Origin of the sequence: Streptomyces sp. YS415, assembly GCF_023544665.1 — a bacterium.
GTDB lineage: Bacteria > Actinomycetota > Actinomycetes > Streptomycetales > Streptomycetaceae > Streptomyces.
Genome location: NZ_JAMJFL010000005.1, coordinates 189,252 through 207,646, shown reverse-complemented (window position 1 = coordinate 207,646; position 18,395 = coordinate 189,252). Strand labels below are relative to the sequence as shown.

Genomic DNA, 18,395 nt, shown 5'->3' with positions numbered 1-18,395 from the left:
GTGTTCACGGCCGGGAGCGTGCCCCGTTCACGCGGCCGCCTGGAGATCCAGCCGGGCGCCGAACTCCCTTACCACGGGCTCCTCCCGGTACGGCTCCAGCCGCTGCTGGAAGTCCTCGAGATAGTCGGCGCCCCGGTTGGACCGCAGGGTCTCCAGCAGTTCCACGGCCTTCAGGCCGGTGTGGCAGGCCTGTTCGACCTCGCGCTGCTGGACCTGCGCCGTGGCGAGCAGCACATAGCCGATCGCGCGCCGCCGCGCCTTGCTCTCCGGCAGCCCGGCCAGCGACTCCTGCGCCCGCCGCGCCGCCGCCTCGGCCTGCCCGAGGTCGCGGTGGCAGTGCGCCAACTCGTCGGCCAGATAGGCCTCGTCGAAGTGGGCGATCCACACCGGGTCGTCCCCGGCGGCCGGATCCGCCGCCTCCAGCGCGCTCACCGCCCGCCCGGACGCCGTCTGCGCCGCCCGTACGTCGCCCATGAGCGCGTGGCCACGGGCCTCGGCCGCGTAGAACATGGACTCCGCGCGCGGGGTGACGCGACCGCGCGCTCCCTCCTGCGCCGCCCGTGCCAACTGCGCGATCTCGCGCGGGTTCCCGAGCTGCGCGGCGAGATGGCTCATGGACGCGGCGAGGACGTAACCGCCGTAGCCGCGGTCCCCGGCCGCCTGGGCGAGCCGCAGGGCCTGGATGTAGTACCGCTGGGCGAGGCCGGGCTGGCCGGTGTCGATCGCCATGTAGCCGGCCAGCTCGGTCAACCGGGCGACCGCGGCGAACAGTTCGCGCCCCACGGCCTCCCGGTACGACCCGGCGAGCAGCCCCGAGACGACGCTGTTGAGGTAGTGCACGACGACCGGGCGCACATGCCCGCTGCCGTACTGGTGGTCCAGGTCGACCAGGGCCTGGGTCATCGCCTTCACGGCGGCGACGTCGGACTGGCCCACGCGCGGGCCCGCCGCGCGCGCGACCTGGGAGTCGGGCGCCGAGATCAGCCAGTCGCGGCTGGGTTCGACGAGCGCGGAAGCGGCGACGGACGAGCCGGACAGGAAGTCCCGCCGCCCCACGTCACTGCGCCACAGCTCACACACCTGCTCGATGGCGCCCAGGACGGTCGGCGAGAACTGCAGCCCGACCCCGGAGGCGAGGTTCTTGCCGTTGGCCATGCCGATCTCGTCGATCGTGACCGTGCGGCCGAGCTTGCGGCCGAGGGCCTCCGCGATGATCGCCGGGGCGCGTCCGCGCGGCTGCTGTCCGCGCAGCCAACGGGCCACGGACGTCTTGTCGTAGCGCAGGTCGAGGCCGTGCTCGGCGCCGCACATGTTGACCCTGCGGGCCAGCCCGGCGTTCGAGCAGCCCGCTTCCTGGATGAGCGCCTGCAACCTTTCGTTCGGCTGCCGCGCGACGAGCGGCCTTGCGGCCATGGCGTACCCCCTGTGGCTGCGGTGCCTGCCGACGCACCGAGTTGACGTGTCTTCGCACCGAAAAGATCCGGCCGGGAAGATCAATGCCCCGCGGACATACCGAAAATGCGAGACATGCGAGGATTGCCGGGGTAAGACCTGTGTCCGACCCCACTCGTGGCTACCCAGCTCCCACCGCGGATCCTCCCGCGCGCCCCCACACATGCATCCATGCGCCCCAGATGCCGAATCGATGCTCCTCCCCCGCGCGCGCTACGCCCGTAACCCGAGGTGGGTGCGGGAGTTGTGATGTGCGTGGAAGAGACGATCGCGGGCACTGAAGCCGCTCAGATTCCGAAGCAGCGCGGGGAATCGCTGCTGGAGACCGCCGTTCGCTACGCCGAGGAGCGCCACTGGGACGTGTTTCCCGGCACCTGGCTGGAAGCCGTCGACGGGATGCAGCGCTGCTCGTGCGGCGACGCCTCGTGCGATGCGCCGGGGGCGCATCCCGCGCGCGCGGACTGGGGGACGCAGGCCACGGGGAGTGCGACGGTCGCCCGCCGGATGTGGTCCAAGCAGCCGCTGGCGTCGATCCTGCTGCCCACCGGGCGTACCTTCGACGCGATCTCGGTGCCGGAGACGGCCGGGTTCCTCGCGCTGGCCCGCATGGAGCGCATGGAGCTCACGCTCGGCCCCGTGACCCTGGCGCCGGACCGCCGGATGCACTTCTTCGTGCTGCCGGGAGCCGGGGCGAAGGTCCCCGACCTGGTGCGCAAGCTCGGCTGGTCGCCGTCCTCGCTCGATCTCCACCCGCTCGGCGAGGGCAGCTGGGTGGCCGCTCCGCCGACCCGGTTCGGCTCCCGGGGCGCCGTGCAGTGGGCCTGCCGCCCCACCCCCGCCAACCGCTGGCTGCCGGACGCCGAGGAGTTGATCTCCCCCCTCGCCTACGCCTGCGGGCGGGACCGTTAGGCCCTGTCGTTTGGATCAGCCCGGCTATGAGATGCGGCTTCTCTCGGTCGACCCGAGCGGGGTCTGGTGCGTGCAGCTGCAAGGCGGAGGAGGGCGTCGACGCGGAGCGTCGGCAACCGACGACAACGCGGCTGGGGGTCCCCCCTCTGGGGGAGTGCGTGCCAGGGCCCGCGACGCCGGGGTGATCCAAACGACAGGGCCTAAGCCTGCGCCGTAGGGTTCGGGCATGACGTCAGCTGTGGTGGTGCGGGGGCTCTGGAAGCGGTTCGGGCAGCAAGTCGCCGTCGCGGGGATCGATCTGGAACTGCCCGCCGGGAAGTTCATCGGGCTGGTCGGGCCGAACGGGGCCGGGAAGACCACCACGCTCTCCATGGTGACCGGCCTGCTGCGGCCCGATCAGGGATCCGTCGAGGTCGGCGGGCACGACGTGTGGCGGGACCCGGTGGCGGTGAAGGCACGGATCGGGGTACTGCCGGAAGGGCTGCGGCTGTTCGAACGGCTGTCGGGGCGCGAACTGCTCGCCTACTCCGGCCGGTTGCGGGGCCTGCCCGGCGCCGAGGTCGACAAGCGGGCCACGCAGCTCCTCGACGTGCTGGACCTGGCCGGCGCCCAGCACAAGCTCGTCGTCGACTACTCGACCGGCATGCGCAAGAAGATCGGGCTCGCCGCCGCTCTCCTCCACAACCCCGAAGTGCTCTTCCTGGACGAGCCGTTCGAGGGCGTCGACCCGGTCTCCGCACAGACCATCCGGGGCGTCCTGGAGCGCTACACCGCCTCCGGCGCCACCGTGGTCTTCTCCTCCCACGTCATGGAGCTCGTCGAGTCGCTGTGCGACTGGGTGGCCGTCATGGCGGCGGGCCGCATCCGGGCGCACGGCACCCTCGCCGAGGTCCGCGGGGACGCGCCCTCCCTCCAGCGGGCGTTCCTGGAACTGGTCGGCGCCCAGGCGCGCGACACCGGGTCCGACCTCGACTGGCTGGGCGGCGGGGCCCGATGAGCGCGCCCACGACCGCCCCGGCCGCGCCGGCCGCCTCCGTCACCTCCGTCTTCGTGCGGCTGAAGCTGTCGCTGCTGCGCAACGGCCTGCGCCAGTCCAGCGGCCGTCGCGCCGCCTACGTCGCCTCCGTCGTCGTCACGCTGCTGTTCGCCGCGCTGCAGCTGATCGGCCTGATCGCCCTGCGCGGCCACGCGCACGCCGCGTCCCTGGCCGTCCTGCTGGTGGCGGTGCTGGCACTGGGCTGGGCCGTGATGCCGCTGTTCTTCCCCGGCGGCGACGAGACCCTCGATCCGACCCGCCTGGTCATGCTCCCGCTGCGCCCCCGCGCCCTGGTGCGCGCCCTCCTCACGGCCTCCCTGGTCGGCATCGGCCCGCTGTTCACCCTCTGCCTGCTGGCCGGCTCGGTGATCGCGGTCGCGCACGGCGTCCTGGCGTACGTGGTGGGCGTCGTCGGGGCCGTCCTGGCGCTGCTGGTGTGCGTGGCCCTCGCGCGGGCCGTCGCCGCCGCCAACATCCGCCTGCTGACCAGCCGGAAGGGCCGAGATCTGGCGGTCCTGAGCGGTCTGGTCATCGCGGTCGGCGCACAGGCCGTCAACTTCGGCGCCCAGCGCCTGGGTTCCTCCGGGCTCGGGGAGCTCGACCCGGCGGCCGACCTGGTGCGCTGGCTCCCGCCGGCGTCGGCGATCGGCGCGGTGGACGCGGCGAGCGAGGGTTCCTACGGTGTCGCGCTGCTGCAACTGGGCCTGGCGGCGGCGGCGCTGGCGGCCCTGATCGCCGTATGGTCCCGGCATCTGACCCGCTTGATGACCGAACCGGACGGCTCGACCCTGCCCACGGCCGGCGAGACGGCCGTACGGCAGTCCGCGGGCCTGGCCAGGCTGCTGCCCGCCGGGCGCACCGGGACGGTCATGGAGCGCGGCCTGCGGTACATGTGGCGGGATCCGAAGACCAAGGCGGCCTGGGTGACCTCGCTCGCCATCGGCCTGATCGTGCCGGTGTTCAACGCCGTCCAGGGCACCGGCTCGATCTACTTCGCCTGCTTCGCGGCCGGGATGCTCGGGATCCTGATGTACAACCAGTTCGGCCAGGACACCTCGGCCTTCTGGATGGTCGCGCTGACCATCTCGTCGCCCCGGGACGCCTACGTCGAGCTCCGCGCGCGTGCCTGCACGCTGCTGCTGATCACCCTGCCGTACGCCACGCTGGTGACCGTCCTGACGGCCGCCCTGCTGGGCGACTGGACCCGGCTGCCCGAGGCGCTGGGCCTGTCCTTCGCCCTGCTCGGCGCGATGCTGGCGACCGGCGCCTGGACCTCGGCCCGCTTCCCGTACTCGATTCCGCAGGAGGGCTACAAGAACGTGGCCCCGGGGCAGGTGGGGCTGGCCTGGATCTCGATCTTCGGCGGGATGGTCGCGGCGGCACTGCTCTGCGCGCCCCACATCGCCCTGACGATCTGGCTGAACGTGTCGGCGGACGGCGAGAACCTGACCTGGCTGCTGCTGCCGGTCGGGGCGGCCTACGGGGCGGGGATCGCGGCACTGGGCCTACGGCTGGCCGCGCCGCGGACGGCGGCGAGACTCCCGGAGATCCTGACGGCGGTGAGCAAGGGCTGAGGGGAAGGGGAGGACAGCCCCCTCACACCGTCCGTACCGCGTCCAGGAACGGCTCGATCGCGCCGCGCCAGGCCTCCGGCTGGTCGTAGTGGACGAGGTGACCGGCGTCCGCCACCTCCGCGTACTCGCCCCTGGGAAGGACCCGCACCATCTCCTGCGCCTCGGCCCGGCCCAGCTCCCCGTCCAGCCCGCGCACGACCAGCGTCGGGCACCGGACCTGCGCCAGTTCCTCCCAGTGCGCGTCGTACACCCAGGTCTCCCGGGACTTCAGCATCTGCTCGGGCTCGAACACCGGCCGCCAGCCGTCCTCGCCCTCCTGCATGACCTCGGCGTAGAACTCCCCGCGCGCGGGATTGGGCCGCTCCACCCAGGGGTCGTCCTCACCGAACCACTTGCGTACGTCGGCGAGCGTCGCGAAGGGCAGGGGCCATGACTTGAACCAGTCGGCCCACTCCCGCTGCGAGGCCGTGCCGAGCGCGGAGGCCCGCATGTCACAGATGATCAGGCCCGACACCAGGTCGGGCCGCTTCGCGGCGAGCTGCCAGGCCGTCAGCGCGCCCATCGCATGCCCGATCAGGACGGCCGGCCCGAGGCGGAGCTGCTCCAGGGCGGCCTCGGCGTCCTCCACGTATGCCTCGCGGGTGAACGCGGCCTGCGGCGGCTTGTCGCTGCGCCCGTGCCCCCGCTGGTCCAGGGCTACCGCGCGATGCCGCTCGGAGAGCCAACGGGCCGTGGCCGCCCAGTGCGAGGCCCGGCCCATCAGCCCGTGCAGTAACAGCACGCCCTGCCCCGGCTCGCCCTCGGCGGACGCCGGCCGGTCGAGCTTGGGTGGGTCCCCGAACTCCCAGGCCGCGAGGCGTACCCCGCCCGTCCCGGTCACGTCGATTCGCCGCGCCATAGGTCTGGCACCCCCCTAGCTCCGCCTGCCGTGCCGTTGCACCGGTGTCACCCGGAGATTATCGAACCCTCATTCGAGAACGCGGTCTTGGCGGACAACACCCCTCATTCGAGTGACCTCCCTCAGGGATTGACGGCCGCAGCCGAGGGGAGATCTTCAACGGGAGGCGGACCGCTCGGGGAAACCGGTCCGAGGGGAATGACCCTGAGAGCTCGGGGCTCCGGGTCAGCACAGGGGAGGACAGGCCCCGGCGCCGCAAGGCGCCGGGGCCCTCAACACGTCTGCGGCGCATTCTCCGCCCCCTCAGGTCATATGCCCCTCGCGACAGCCTTGCACGCGAAGCGCCGCAGCGCTGCGATTCGGCGGACTGAATCTCGGAAACGACGAGATCGCGTCGTTCGCCTCAACTTCCCCCTCGGACCCGGTAGTTACGGTCAGCGCTTGGCGACGAACACATGCGAGGCGACGTCCGCCGCCAGCTCGGCAGCCTCACCGCCGCTGCCCACCAGCACCCCGCCCGGCGACTCGGTCACGCTCACCACCGAGCCGGGCTGCACGCCCGCCCGGCGCAGCGTGTACATGAGCTGCGCGTCCGTCTGGATCGGCTCGCCGATCCGGCGCACGACGACGGTCTTGCCCTCCGCGCCCGGGTCCAGCTCGGCCAGCGAGACCATGCCCTCGTCGAGGAAGGGGTCGGCGCCGTCCTTCTCGCCGAGCTCCTCCAGACCCGGGATCGGGTTGCCGTAGGGCGACTCGGTGGGGTGCCGGAGCAGCTCCAGCACCCGGCGCTCCACGGCCTCGCTCATCACGTGCTCCCAGCGGCAGGCCTCGGCGTGCACCTGCTCCCACTCCAGGCCGATCACGTCGACGAGCAGGCACTCGGCGAGGCGGTGCTTGCGCATCACGCGGGTGGCGAGGCGGCGGCCCTCGTCCGTCAGCTCCAGGTGGCGGTCGGAGGCGACGGACACCAGTCCGTCCCGCTCCATCCGCGCCACCGTCTGGCTGACGGTCGGCCCGCTCTGGTCGAGCCGCTCGGCGATCCGGGCACGCATGGGGACCACACCTTCCTCCTCCAGCTCGAGGATGGTGCGGAGATACATCTCCGTGGTGTCGATCAGTCCGGACATACGTGCCCCTTGATGAGATCTGCCGGAAGCGCGACAGCTTCGCGGCGCGTGCGCTGGCCCTGGCCTCAATTCTGACGCATAGCGCTGACAACCGTGCCGCGCCGTTGAAACCAGGGGGTTTCGCGCTCCCGGCCGGTGGCGCGGGGCCGCCCCCGCAGGGTGCCTCACGGCCGCCGTACCGCCGTATTGACACCGCACTGGTCCAGACCGCACGGTGATCCGCGACACAGATCACGACCGCCACCGCACTCCGCAGGCAAACACTCCGCAGGCAAAGGGGCCCCGCGCATGAGCGACCGCAAGCTGGCCGGCCAGTTCTTCGACGCCGCGATCGGGCTGCTCCAGCGGGTCCGCGACGAGGAGGCCGGTGCCATCGAGGCGGCCGGCACGCTGCTCGCCGACACGGTCGAAGACGGCGGGCGGCTGTTCGCGTTCGGCGCCGGACACTCCTCGCTCGCCGCGCAGGACGTCGTCTACCGCGCGGGCGGCCTCGCGCTGATGAACCTGCTGGCCGTGCCGGGGGTGGTGGGCGTCGACGTGATGCCCGCAACCCTGGGCTCGGCGCTGGAACGGGTCGACGGACTGGCCGCCGCCGTACTGGACAGCTCGCCGCTGCGCGCGGGGGACGTGCTGGTGATCGTCTCGCTGTCCGGGCGCAACGCACTGCCCGTGGAGATGGCCATGAACGCCCGCGCGCTGGGCGTGAAGGTCATCGGCGTGACATCCGTGGCGTACGCCTCCGAGACCACGTCCCGCCATGTGTCCGGAACGTATCTGAGGGACCACTGCGATCTCGTCCTCGACTCCAAGATCGCCGTCGGGGACGCCGAGCTGACCCTGGACACCGTGCCCGCGCCCTTCGCACCCGCGTCCACGGTCGTCACCACCGCCCTGCTCCAGGCCGTCCTGGCCACGGCGGCCGGCGCCCTGGCCGACCGGGGCATCGAGCCGCCGCTGCTGCGCTCGGGCAACGTGGACGGCGGGCACGAGTGGAACGGACGGGTGATGGAGGAGTACGGGGACCGGATCTTCTACCGGCGATGAGCCCCGCCGGCAGCCCTCAGCCGGTGGCCGCCAGGTCCAGGGCCGTCGCGATACGGGCCGCCACGTCCTCCGCGTAGGCCGCGTCGGAGCGCTCGAAGGGGGTCCGGCCGCCGCCCCGCAGGAACGTCACCACACCCAGCGTGCGGCCCCGGCTGCGCAGGACCGCGCATAGGGCGTGTACGGCGTCCGGCGGCCACTGGCGGGCCTCGGCCCACACGCGGGCCTGTTCCGGCGGCACCTTCCCGACGCTGGCCCGGACCGAGCCGGCGCGCGCCACGCACTGCAGCGCCGGGTGGCCCTCGGTGTAGCGCACGGGCAGACCGGCGGCGCCGGTGGGCAGGCTCGGGCCCGGGGCGCCCGAGGGGGTGGCCGCGGTCCTGACCAGGCGGACCGGGCCGGCCGCGTCGGCGTCGCTCAGGGTGCCGCCCGCGATCCGGTCGACCAGGGCATGGTCGGCGAATCCGGCGAGCGCGAAGTCGAGGTGGACGGTGGCCGCCTCCGCGGGGTCCTCGCACTCGGCCGCCGCCCGCGCGGCCCGGTGCATCTGGTTGGTGCGGAAGCGCAGCAGCGCCGCCTCCTGCTCGCCCTGCTTGGCCTCGGTGACGTCCTGGAACAGCCAGCCCACACCGAGCGGCACCGGCTCCTCGGCGAGCGGTGAGGCCAGCCGTACGAAGCCGCAGCGCCAGCAGCGCCGCTGCTCGCCGTCGGGGGTGCGCACGCTCACCCAGATCTCGGCCGGGGCGGGCGGCGCGCCCTCCGCGAGGACGTGGGTGAGGGCGCTCTCCAGTTCCTCGACGCCCTGGGCGAGCAGTTCGCCGAGCGGGCGGCCCAGGACGGACGTCCGCCCGATGCCCAGCGCGCGGGCGGCGTGCGCGTTGACGACGGCGGGGCGCAGGTCGGCGTCGACGAGGACGACGCCCCAGCTCGCGTCCTCGAACAGTGCCTCGCTGAGCGCGATGGACCGCTCCAGGTCGATCTGCGCGTGCACCTCGCTGAAGGCGCAGTAGACGCCCGCGGGCTTGCCGTCGGGTCCGCGGACGGCCGCGGACTGGGTGCGGACCAGGACCCGGCCGCCGTCCTTGGTGAGCAGCGCGAACTCGTTCACCTGCCGTCCGGGGGCGTCCATGGCGGACATCAGCCGCCCCTCGACCTCCTCGGCGTCGGCGCTGCGCACGGCCCAGCCGGCGAAGCCGTGCCGCCCGACCGCCTCGGCGGCGGTCCAGCCGAGGATCCGCTCGGCCTCGCGGTTCCAGTGCGTGACGACACCGTCGGCGTCGAAGGCGCACAGCGCCGCGTCCATCCCGTCCAGCAGCGCGGCGAGCAGGTCGGAGCCGCCGGAGCCCTCGGGACCGGTCCCCTCGGGCTCGTCCGGCCCCAGCTCGTCGGTGGTCCCACTACGCCGGGAAGCACTCACCTGGACCCCCTGCCAAGCCACGTCCGCACACATATGTACGGCGGTTCTCCCACTAACAATCATTCAACTCGAACGTGACGCAGCACACATCGGGTTCCCACAAGATTGAGAGAATCGTTGTACGCCGGAAACGTCGTACCACTCACCGCTCGAGTCTCAGCGTGAGCCACACTTCCGTCTCGTCCTCGGGCGCCACGTACCGCTCCACCTCGACGAATCCCCGCGCCTCGGCGAACCGCAACCCGTCACTGTTGGCGGCGAGGACGACGGTTTGGATGCCCTGGGCACCGAGCAGGCGCGCCTGCGCCAGGCAGTGCTCGTACAGCGCCGTGCCGAATCCGCGCCGGCGGTACTCGGGCAGCACCCGCGCGATGACCGTCGCCACGGCGCCCTCGCCCTCCGGCGGACGCACGGTCGAGCAGCCGACGAGTTCGTCCCCGAGATAGGCGTTCTCCAGCCGGTGCCGCCCACTGCGTTCCCGCACCTCGGCGGGGCTCAGCTCGTCGGGCGGCACGATGAGGTTGTGGACATGACGCCACTGCTCCAGCATGCGGTCGCCGTCCACCGGTACGACTTGAAGATCATTCACGTCAGGGATCTCCCCAGGGAGCGCAGCGCTCAACCTCGGAGAAAAAAGCGGTTGAAGCCGCCGGGACCACTTCCTAATGTGTGGTGCACACGAGAAGGGAGGTGGTTCGGCAGATGTATGCAAACCGGACGCGTGAGGTGGCTGCGGGCTAGCGGCCCAGCACCCCATTAGTTGCGGTGCCGGACCCGCACGTGACAGATGCGTGCAGCCGGCCCAATCCCAGGCAGTCACCCGACCCGCGAGCTCGCCGGTGCGTCCGGCCGGCTTCTCCGTCGCATGGCGGAGGATCCGAGCTCGCGGGTCGTCTGCGTCGGCGTCCCGCCTCAGGGGGTGATGTCGTCGTATCCCTCGACCTGACGGGGGTCCCGCGAGCCCGGCCCGATGTAGCGGGCGGACGGCCGGACCAGTCGGCCTGTGCGCTTCTGCTCCAGGATGTGCGCCGACCATCCGGCGGTGCGCGCGCACGTGAACATCGACGTGAACATGTGGGCCGGCACCTCGGCGAAGTCCAGGACGATCGCCGCCCAGAACTCCACGTTGGTGGCCAGCACCCGGTCGGGACGCCGGGCGTGCAGCTCGGCCAGGGCCGCCTTCTCCAGCGCCTCGGCGACCTCGAAGCGCGGCGCGCCCAGCTCACGCGCCGTACGCCGCAGCACGCGCGCGCGGGGGTCCTCGGCGCGGTAGACCCGGTGCCCGAAGCCCATGAGCCGCTCGCCCTTGTCGAGGGCCTGCTTCACGTACGCCTCGGCGTCACCGGTCCGCTCGATCTCCTCGATCATGTGCAGCACGCGCGAGGGCGCACCGCCGTGCAGTGGCCCGGACATCGCCCCTACGGCGCCGGAGAGCGCGGCGGCGACGTCCGCGCCGGTGGAGGCGATCACGCGGGCCGTGAAGGTGGAGGCGTTCATGCCGTGCTCGGCGGCGGAGGTCCAGTACGCGTCGACGGCGGCGACATGCTTGGGGTCCGGCTCGCCACGCCAGCGGATCATGAACCGCTCGACGACGGACTGCGCCTTGTCGATCTCCCGCTGCGGCACCATCGGCAGGCCCTGCCCGCGCGCGGACTGGGCGACGTAGGACAGGGCCATGACGGCGGCCCTGGCGAGGTCCTCACGGGCCTGCTCGGCATCGATGTCGAGCAGCGGCTGCAGGCCCCACACGGGCGCCAGCATGGCGAGCGCGGACTGGACGTCGACGCGGATGTCACCGGAGTGCACCGGGATCGGGAACGGCTCGGCGGGCGGCAGGCCGGGGTTGAAGGCCCCGTCGACGAGCAGACCCCAGACGTTGCCGAACGAGACCTGGCCGACGAGGTCCTCGATGTCGACGCCCCGGTACCTGAGTGCGCCGCCCTCCTTGTCGGGTTCGGCGATCTCCGTCTCGAACGCGACGACTCCTTCGAGTCCGGGTACGAAGTCGGACATCAGGCGGCTCCCTCGTGATGTGTGGGACAGATGGTGTTGTGGGGGTGATGGTGTCGTAGGGGCGATGGTGCGGACCGTGTTCCGGTGGGGCAGGGACGGCTGCGCGCCCGGTGGATCCGCGGTCGTGGCTCGGAGGACTCGCGGTCCTGGGCGGTACCCCAGTGATGCCCCGTGCGACTGGCGGTCACCCAACCGAACGGCATCAGAACGATATCCCCGAGTGCCACCTTTGGGGAGGGCTTGCGGCACTGAGTGCCACGCAGTGATGAAGGACACCGTGCCGAACGGGCTTGCCGTATGCGGCAAGATGACCGCGTGACCGACCGAGACGCCGTACCGCCGGACCCCGCCGCGATGCGCCAGCAGTACCGGGCCGCGGGCCTCGCCGAGCACGAGCTGGCCGCCACCCCGGTGGAACAGTTCGCGCGCTGGTTCAAGCAGGCCGCGAGCGAGGCTCATCTGTTCGAGCCGAACGCCATGGTCGTCTCCACCGCGGACGCCGAGGGCCGGCCCAGCTCCCGCACGGTGCTGCTGAAGCAGTTCGACGAGCAGGGCTTCGTCTTCTACACCAACTACGACTCGCGCAAGGCCCGTGACCTGGCCGAGAATCCGCACGTCTCGCTGCTGTTCCCCTGGCACCCGATGGCCCGGCAGGTCATCGTCCAGGGCATCGCGCGGCGCACCGGGCGGGACGAGACGGCCGCCTACTTCCGCACCCGCCCGCACGGCTCCCAGCTCGGCGCCTGGGCCAGCGAGCAGTCCACGGTCATCACGACCCGGACCGATCTGGACGCCTCGTACGCGGAGCTGGCCGCCCGCTACCCGGAGGGCGAGCAGGTGCCGGTGCCGCCGAACTGGGGCGGTTTCCGGGTGGCGCCGCAGTCGGTGGAGTTCTGGCAGGGCCGTGAGAACCGGCTGCACGACCGGCTGCGGTACGTGATCCGGCCGGACGGCAGCTGGCGGGTGGAGCGGCTCAGTCCCTGAGGGTCCCTTCCTTAAGTGTCCCGTCCAGCAGGGCGGCCCACTGGGCCACGACCCTCTCGCGCCGCCCCTGGTCGTCGGTGAGCAGGTTCGCGAGACCCAGCCCGCGGGCCATGTCCAGCAGCCCCTGGACGGTCTCCCGCACTCCCGGCTCGGACTCGTCGGCGCCGAGCAGCTCCACGGCGATGCGGTGCGTCTCCCGGCCGACCCGGGCCTCCAGCTCGGTGACGCGCGGGCGCAGCTGCTCCTCGTTCGACGCGGCGACCCACAGGTGCAGGGCGGCGCGGAACAGGGGCCCGGTGTACAGGTCGACCAGCGCCGACACCACCGCCCGCCGGTCCCCCGCCGCGCCTTGGGGGAACAGTGCCCGCAGGGCCGTGGAGCGTTCCTCGGCGACGTACTCGACGGCGGCGGTGAACAGGTCCTCGCGGGTCGGGAAGTGGTGCTGGGCGGCTCCCCGGGAGACCCCGGCGCGCTCGGCGACGACGGACACCGTGGAGCCCGCCCAGCCGTGTTCGGCGAGACAGGCCACGGCGGCCTCCAGGAGCCGCTGCCGGGTCGCCCGGCTGCGGTCCTGCTTGGGAACGCGGTCGCGTTCGGCCGTACTCACACCACCCATGAGGCATCCCGTCGCTCCAGGAAGGCCGTCATCCCCTCGCGGGCCTGCGGGGCGGAGAACAGCCGGGCCGAGAGCGCGGTGAGGTCGGCCGCGTCCCGGTCGAATGACTCCAGCACCCTAGCCGTGAGCAGCCGCTTGGTCTCGGCCAGGGCTTCGGGGGCGGAGCGCCGCAGGCCGTCGAGGACGGGCTCCAGTACGGCGTCCACGTCGTCCCCGGCAGCCGTCAGCAGGCCGATGCGGGCCGCCTCGGGGGCGTCGAAGCGCTCGCCGGTGAGGTAGTAGCGGGCCAGCGCGCGGGGGTCCGTGCGCGGCAGCAGCGGGAGGGAGATGACGGCGGGGGCGACCCCGATCCGTACTTCCGTGAACGCGAAGGTCGCCGAGTGCGCGGCGGCGGCGATGTCGCAGGCGGCGAGCAGGCCCAGGCCGCCCGCGCGTACGTGGCCGGTGACGCGGGCGACGACGGGCCGGGGCAGTTCGACGATCGCCCGCAGCAGGCCGACCAGCGCGTCGGGGTGGGGCGGGTCGCGCAGGTCGGCGCCCGCGCTGAAGGTGTTGCCGGTGTGGGTGAGGACGACCGCGCGGACGCCCGTGTCCTTGGCGCAGTCGGCGAGCGCGTCGGTGAGGTCGCCGACGAGCGCCGCCGACAGGGCGTTGCGGTTGCCCGGCGAGTCGAGGCTGAGGGTCTCGACGCCACGCGCACGCGTGCGGCCGATGAGTGTCACGCGTGCTCCCTGAGTTCGCGCCGCAGGATCTTCCCGGAGGCGGCCCGGGGCACCCCGTCGATGAAGCGGACCTGGCGGATCCGCTTGTAGGGGGCGACGCGTTCGGCGACGTGCATCATGACCTCCCCCTCGGAGAGGTCGGCGGCCGACGGCTGGCGGACCACGTACGCGCGCGGGACCTCGTTGCCGTCGTCGTCGTAGACACCGATGACGGCGGCGTCGGCGATGCCCGGGTGGGTCAGCAGCAGTGCCTCCAGTTCGGCGGGGGCCACCTGGAAGCCCTTGTACTTTATGAGCTCCTTGACCCGGTCGACGACGAACAGCCAGCCGCCTTCGTCGACATGGCCGACGTCGCCGGTGTGCAGCCAGCCCTCCTCGTCGATCATGGCGGCGGTGTCCTCGGGGCGCTTGAGATAGCCCTTCATGATCTGCGGGCCCCGGATCAGGATCTCGCCGGCCTCGCCCACGCCCAGGTCCTTGGCGGGGTCGTCGAGGGAGACGATCCGCATCTCGGTGCCGGCGATGAGCTTGCCGACGGTGCCCGGGGGTGCCTCGCGCATGCTCTGCAGGGGCACGACATGGGTGCCGGGGGACAGTTCTGTCATGCCGTACGCCTGGCCGATCGGCGGCAGGTTCAGGCGCTGCGAGCAGGCCGCGGCGAGTTGGGCGTCCAGGGGGGCGGCGGCGCTGACGATGTGCCGCAGGGACGACAGGTCGTACTGCGCGACCAGGGGGTGCTTGGCGAGGGCGAGGACGATCGGCGGGGCCACGAACAGGTCGGTGATGCGGTGGTCCTGGATGGCCGCGAGGAAGGTCTCCAGCTCGAAGCGGGGCAGGACGACGACCGTGGCGCCCTTCCTGAGGGGGGCGTTCATGAGGGCCGTGAGGCCGTAGATGTGGAAGAAGGGCAGGACGGCGAGGATGCGGTCGCCGGGTTTCGCGGGCATCGCCGGTTCGAGCTGGGCGAGGTTGGTGGCGATCTGCCGGTGCGTGAGCATCACGCCCTTGGGCACGCCGGTCGTCCCGGAGGAGTACGGCAGCGCGGCGACGTCCTCGGCGGGGTCGATGCCGACCTGCGGTTCGGGGGCGGTGGAGGCGAGCATGTCGATCAGCGAGCGGTGTCCGGGCGCGCTGTCGCAGACGAAGATCTCCTCGATGCCGCCCGCGAGCCCGGCGGCCTGCCGGGCGGCCTCCAGCAGCGGGGAGACGGTGACGATCCAGCGGGCCCCCGCGTCCTTCAGCTGCTTGGCGAACTCCTCGGGGGTGGCGAGCGGGTGCACGGTGGTGACGGAGGCACCCGCGCGCGTGGCGGCGTAGAAGGCGGTCGGGAAGGCCACCGTGTTCGGGCTGTGCAGGGCGAGGACGTCGCCCTTGCGGACCCCCGCCTCGGCCAGCGCGGCCGCGATGCGCCGGTGGAACCGGTCCACCTGCGCGTAGGTGAGGGTCATGCCGTTCGTGCCGTCGATCAGCGCGGGCGTGTCGCCGAACTCGGCGACGTGGCCCAGCACGGCGTCGTGGATGGGGAGTTCGACGGGCGGGACGTCTGCGTACTCGCTGCGGAACATCGTTCCTCCAAGACGGCCTAGTACGACTTGGGCAGGCCCAGGGTCTGGTGGGAGACGTAGTTGAGGATCATCTCCCGGCTCACCGGCGCGATACGGGCCACGCGCGCGGCGGTGATCAGGGACGCGAGCCCGAACTCGCGCGTGAGGCCGTTCCCGCCGAGCGTGTGCACGGCCTGGTCGACCGCCTTCACACAGGCCTCCCCGGCCGCGTACTTGGCCATGTTGGCGGCCTCCCCGGCCCCCATGTCGTCCCCGGCGTCGTACAGATGGGCCGCCTTCTGCATCATCAGGCGGGCCAGTTCCAGCTCGATGTGCGCCTGTGCGAGGGGGTGCGCGATGGCCTGGTGGGAGCCGATCGGGGCCTTCCAGACGGTGCGGTCGCGGGCGTAGGCGATCGCCTGCGCGAGGGCGTAGCGGCCCATGCCGATCGCGAACGCGGCGGTCATGACGCGCTCGGGGTTGAGGCCGGCGAACAGCTGGAGGAGCCCCGCGTCCTCGTCGCCGACGAGCGCTTCGGCGGGCAGGCGTACGTCGTCCAGGGTCAGTTCGAACTGCTTTTCCGCGGCGTTGAGCTCCATGTCGATCTGCCGCCGCTCGAATCCCTCGGTGTCGCGCGGGACGATGAACAGGCAGGGCTTGAGGCTGCCGGTGCGGGCGTCCTCGGTGCGGCCGACGATGAGGGTCGCGTCGGCGATGTCGACGCCGGAGATGAAGACCTTGCGGCCGGTGAGCAGCCAGTCGGCGCCGTCCCGGCGGGCGGTGGTCGTGATGCGGTGGCTGTTGGAACCGGCGTCGGGTTCGGTGATGCCGAAGGCCATGGTGCGGGTGCCGTCGGCGAGGGCGGGGAGCCACTCCTGCTTCTGGGCGTCCGTTCCGAAACGGGCGATCACCGTGCCGCAGATGGCGGGTGAGACGACCATCATGAGGAGGGGGCAGCCGGCTGCGCCGAGTTCTTCGAGGACGATGGAGAGTTCGGCGATGCCGCCGCCTCCACCGCCGTATGCCTCCGGCAGGTTGACGCCGAGATAACCGAGTTTGGCTGCGTCTTCCCAGAGGGCTTCGCGGTCGTAATGGCGGCCGTGGCGTTTGCCGAGGGCGGCTACGGCTGATCGGAGGGCCTTGTGTTCTTCGGTCTCGATCGTGGGCATGTGGCTCCTTCGTTGTGGCTGGTCGCGCAGTTCCTCGCGCCCCTAGGTGGGCTCGACCACCGCCAGCAGAGAGGCGACCGCGACCTGCTGGCCAGGTGCTACGTCCAGAGCGCTCAGCGTTCCCGAGACCGGTGCTGTGATCTTGTGTTCCATCTTCATCGCCTCCAGCCAGAGCAGGGGCTCTCCGGCCCGTACGGCGGCTCCTACGGCCAAGCCGTCCGCGACGCGGACGACCGTGCCCGGCATGGGGGCGAGCAGGGAGCCCGGGGCGAGCTGGGCCGTGGGGTCGGGGAAGCGGGGTAGGGGTTCGAGGGCGGTGTCGTTGACGTACAGGGCGTCGGCGTACCGGGCCACCTCGAACTTGCGCTGCACGCCGTCCACTTCCAGGACGACGAGGTCCGCGCCCACCTGTACGACGCGTACGTCGTCCGCCTCCAGGCCCGTCCTGGTGTGGCGGTACCGCGCCTCGTGCTCCTCGCCCGCCATGGCGTAGCGCTTGCTCTGCGGCTGGGACGGCACGTTGCGCCAGCCGCCGAAGCGGGAGCCCGTGCGGTGGGCGTCGGCCAGGGCCGCGGCCAGGGGGGCGTGGGGGTCGGGGGCGGGCTCGGTCAGGGCGGGCAGGTGGCGTTCGTAGAAGCCGGTGTTCATCCGGGCCGTGGTGAACTCCTCGTGGCGCAGGGAGCGGACGAGGAGGTCGCGGTTGGTGACCGGGCCGTGGATCGTGGTGCGTTCCAGGGCGCCGGCGAGCTTGCGGAGCGCGCCCGCGCGGGTGGGGGCGTGGGCGATCAGCTTGGCGAGCATCGGGTCGTAGTGGACGCCGATCTCGTCGCCGTCGCCGTAGCCGCTGTCCAGGCGCACGCCGTCGGGGACGGTGAGCCGGTGCAGGGTGCCGGTCTGCGGGGCCCAGTCGCGGGCCGGGTCCTCGGCGTAGAGGCGGGCCTCGATCGCGTGGCCGTGCGGGCGTGGGGGCTCGCCGGTGAGGGGCTGCCCCTCGGCGACGGCCAGTTGCAGGGCGACCAGGTCGACGCCGAACACGGCTTCGGTCACGGGGTGTTCGACCTGGAGGCGGGTGTTCATCTCCAGGAAGTGCGCGGTGTCGTCGGCGACCAGGAACTCCACGGTGCCCGCGCCCACGTAGCTGACGGCACGCGCGGCGCGTACGGCCAGCGTGCGCAGCTCCTCCTCGAGCCGGGCCGGGAGGCCGGGTGCCGGTGCCTCCTCGACGACCTTCTGGTGGCGGCGCTGGAGGGAGCAGTCGCGGGTGCCCAGCGCCCACACCGTGCCGTGCGTGTCCGCGAGCACCTGCACCTCGACGTGCCGGCCGTGTTCCACATAGGGCTCGACGAAGACCTCGCCGTCGCCGAAGGCGCTCGTGGCCTCGGCGCGGGCGGCCTGCAGGGCGGCGTCGAGTTCGTCCAGGCGGCGCACGATCCGCATGCCGCGTCCCCCGCCGCCAGCGGCGGCCTTCACGAGGACCGGCAGGTCCCCTTCCGTGACCTCGCCCAGGGGTGCGAGCCCCATCAGCTCCTTCGCGCGGGTCTTGGAGGCCATGGCCTCGATGGCCTCCGGCGGCGGCCCGATCCAGATCAGGCCCGCGTCCAGGACGGCACGCGCGAAGCCGGCGTTCTCGGAGAGGAAGCCGTAGCCGGGGTGCACGGCGTCCGCGCCGGCCGCGACGGCGGCCTTCACGATCAGGTCGCCGCGCAGATACGTCTCGGCGGGCGTCGCCCCCGGCAGCCGTACCGCGGTGTCGGCCACGCGCGTGTGCAGGGCGTTGCCGTCGGCGTCCGAGTGCACGGCGACGGTCCGGATCCCCATCTCGTGGCAGGTACGGAAGACCCGGCAGGCGATCTCGCCCCGGTTGGCGACGAGTACAGAAGTGATCAATGCTGG

Annotated in this window: 16 protein-coding genes; 5 read left to right on the top strand and 11 right to left on the bottom strand. The window is 72.4% G+C overall.

Annotated features, from left to right (window positions below; translation table 11 throughout):
- Positions 1–27 precede the first annotated feature (27 nt).
- Entirely contained in the window at positions 28–1,413 is a 1,386-nt protein-coding gene (locus M8H82_RS08920) for a transcriptional regulator (RefSeq protein WP_250071954.1), read from the bottom strand.
- Between the two features lie 288 nt (positions 1,414–1,701).
- Here M8H82_RS08920 and M8H82_RS08915 point away from each other — a divergent pair, with 288 nt between their 5' ends.
- The 3 genes from M8H82_RS08915 (at position 1,702) to M8H82_RS08905 (ending at position 4,971) form a co-directional block, all read left to right on the top strand.
- A complete protein-coding gene (locus M8H82_RS08915) occupies positions 1,702–2,361 on the top strand; it encodes a bifunctional DNA primase/polymerase (protein WP_250071953.1) in 660 nt (219 codons plus the stop codon).
- A gap of 226 nt (positions 2,362–2,587) precedes the next feature.
- Positions 2,588–3,358 (top strand): ABC transporter ATP-binding protein, encoded by a 771-nt coding sequence (locus M8H82_RS08910; RefSeq protein ID WP_250071952.1) that lies wholly within the window; start codon positions 2,588–2,590, stop codon positions 3,356–3,358.
- Positions 3,355–4,971, top strand: coding sequence for a transporter (locus tag M8H82_RS08905; RefSeq protein ID WP_250071951.1), 1,617 nt, complete (start codon positions 3,355–3,357; stop codon positions 4,969–4,971). Before M8H82_RS08910 ends, M8H82_RS08905 begins: the two co-directional genes overlap by 4 nt.
- 22 nt (positions 4,972–4,993) lie before the next feature.
- Here the strand turns inward: M8H82_RS08905 and M8H82_RS08900 are convergent, their stop codons facing one another.
- Positions 4,994–5,869 (bottom strand): alpha/beta fold hydrolase, encoded by an 876-nt coding sequence (locus tag M8H82_RS08900; RefSeq protein WP_250071950.1) that lies wholly within the window; start codon positions 5,867–5,869, stop codon positions 4,994–4,996.
- Positions 5,870–6,303: 434 nt separating this feature from the next.
- Positions 6,304–6,996, bottom strand: a complete 693-nt coding sequence (locus M8H82_RS08895) for a metal-dependent transcriptional regulator (protein ID WP_250071949.1) — start codon at positions 6,994–6,996, stop codon at positions 6,304–6,306.
- A gap of 288 nt (positions 6,997–7,284) precedes the next feature.
- Here M8H82_RS08895 and M8H82_RS08890 point away from each other — a divergent pair, with 288 nt between their 5' ends.
- Positions 7,285–8,040 (top strand): SIS domain-containing protein, encoded by a 756-nt coding sequence (locus M8H82_RS08890; protein ID WP_250071948.1) that lies wholly within the window; start codon positions 7,285–7,287, stop codon positions 8,038–8,040.
- Positions 8,041–8,056: 16 nt separating this feature from the next.
- Here M8H82_RS08890 and M8H82_RS08885 read toward each other — a convergent pair whose 3' ends face one another.
- From M8H82_RS08885 to M8H82_RS08875, 3 genes are all read right to left on the bottom strand, one after another.
- On the bottom strand, positions 8,057–9,454 hold the full coding sequence (locus M8H82_RS08885) for a PAS domain-containing protein (protein WP_250071947.1): 1,398 nt from the start codon (positions 9,452–9,454) through the stop codon (positions 8,057–8,059).
- 142 nt (positions 9,455–9,596) lie between these two features.
- On the bottom strand, positions 9,597–10,004 hold the full coding sequence (locus M8H82_RS08880) for a GNAT family N-acetyltransferase (RefSeq protein WP_284048702.1): 408 nt from the start codon (positions 10,002–10,004) through the stop codon (positions 9,597–9,599).
- 362 nt (positions 10,005–10,366) lie between these two features.
- Complete coding sequence (locus tag M8H82_RS08875; protein ID WP_250071945.1) at positions 10,367–11,467, bottom strand: citrate synthase 2; 1,101 nt, start codon at positions 11,465–11,467, stop codon at positions 10,367–10,369.
- Positions 11,468–11,782: 315 nt separating this feature from the next.
- On the opposite strand from M8H82_RS08875, the gene pdxH reads away from it, so the two are divergent.
- Positions 11,783–12,451, top strand: a complete 669-nt coding sequence (pdxH, locus tag M8H82_RS08870) for a pyridoxamine 5'-phosphate oxidase (protein WP_250071944.1) — start codon at positions 11,783–11,785, stop codon at positions 12,449–12,451.
- Here the strand turns inward: pdxH and M8H82_RS08865 are convergent.
- From M8H82_RS08865 to M8H82_RS08845, 5 genes are read right to left on the bottom strand one after another with little or no spacing between them, the layout of a single operon-like run.
- A complete protein-coding gene (locus M8H82_RS08865; RefSeq protein WP_250071943.1) occupies positions 12,441–13,067 on the bottom strand; it encodes a TetR/AcrR family transcriptional regulator in 627 nt (208 codons plus the stop codon). The genes pdxH and M8H82_RS08865 overlap by 11 nt on opposite strands.
- Positions 13,055–13,789: an enoyl-CoA hydratase family protein gene (locus M8H82_RS08860; RefSeq protein ID WP_250071942.1), complete on the bottom strand. Its 735-nt coding sequence runs from the start codon at positions 13,787–13,789 to the stop codon at positions 13,055–13,057. Before M8H82_RS08860 ends, M8H82_RS08865 begins: the two co-directional genes overlap by 13 nt.
- Positions 13,786–15,354: a 4-coumarate--CoA ligase family protein gene (locus tag M8H82_RS08855; protein WP_250071941.1), complete on the bottom strand. Its 1,569-nt coding sequence runs from the start codon at positions 15,352–15,354 to the stop codon at positions 13,786–13,788. The genes M8H82_RS08860 and M8H82_RS08855 overlap by 4 nt, the downstream gene beginning before the upstream one ends.
- A gap of 17 nt (positions 15,355–15,371) precedes the next feature.
- Complete coding sequence (locus M8H82_RS08850; protein ID WP_250071940.1) at positions 15,372–16,502, bottom strand: acyl-CoA dehydrogenase family protein; 1,131 nt, start codon at positions 16,500–16,502, stop codon at positions 15,372–15,374.
- A gap of 42 nt (positions 16,503–16,544) precedes the next feature.
- Positions 16,545–18,389, bottom strand: coding sequence for a biotin carboxylase N-terminal domain-containing protein (locus tag M8H82_RS08845; protein ID WP_250071939.1), 1,845 nt, complete (start codon positions 18,387–18,389; stop codon positions 16,545–16,547).
- Positions 18,390–18,395 lie beyond the last annotated feature (6 nt).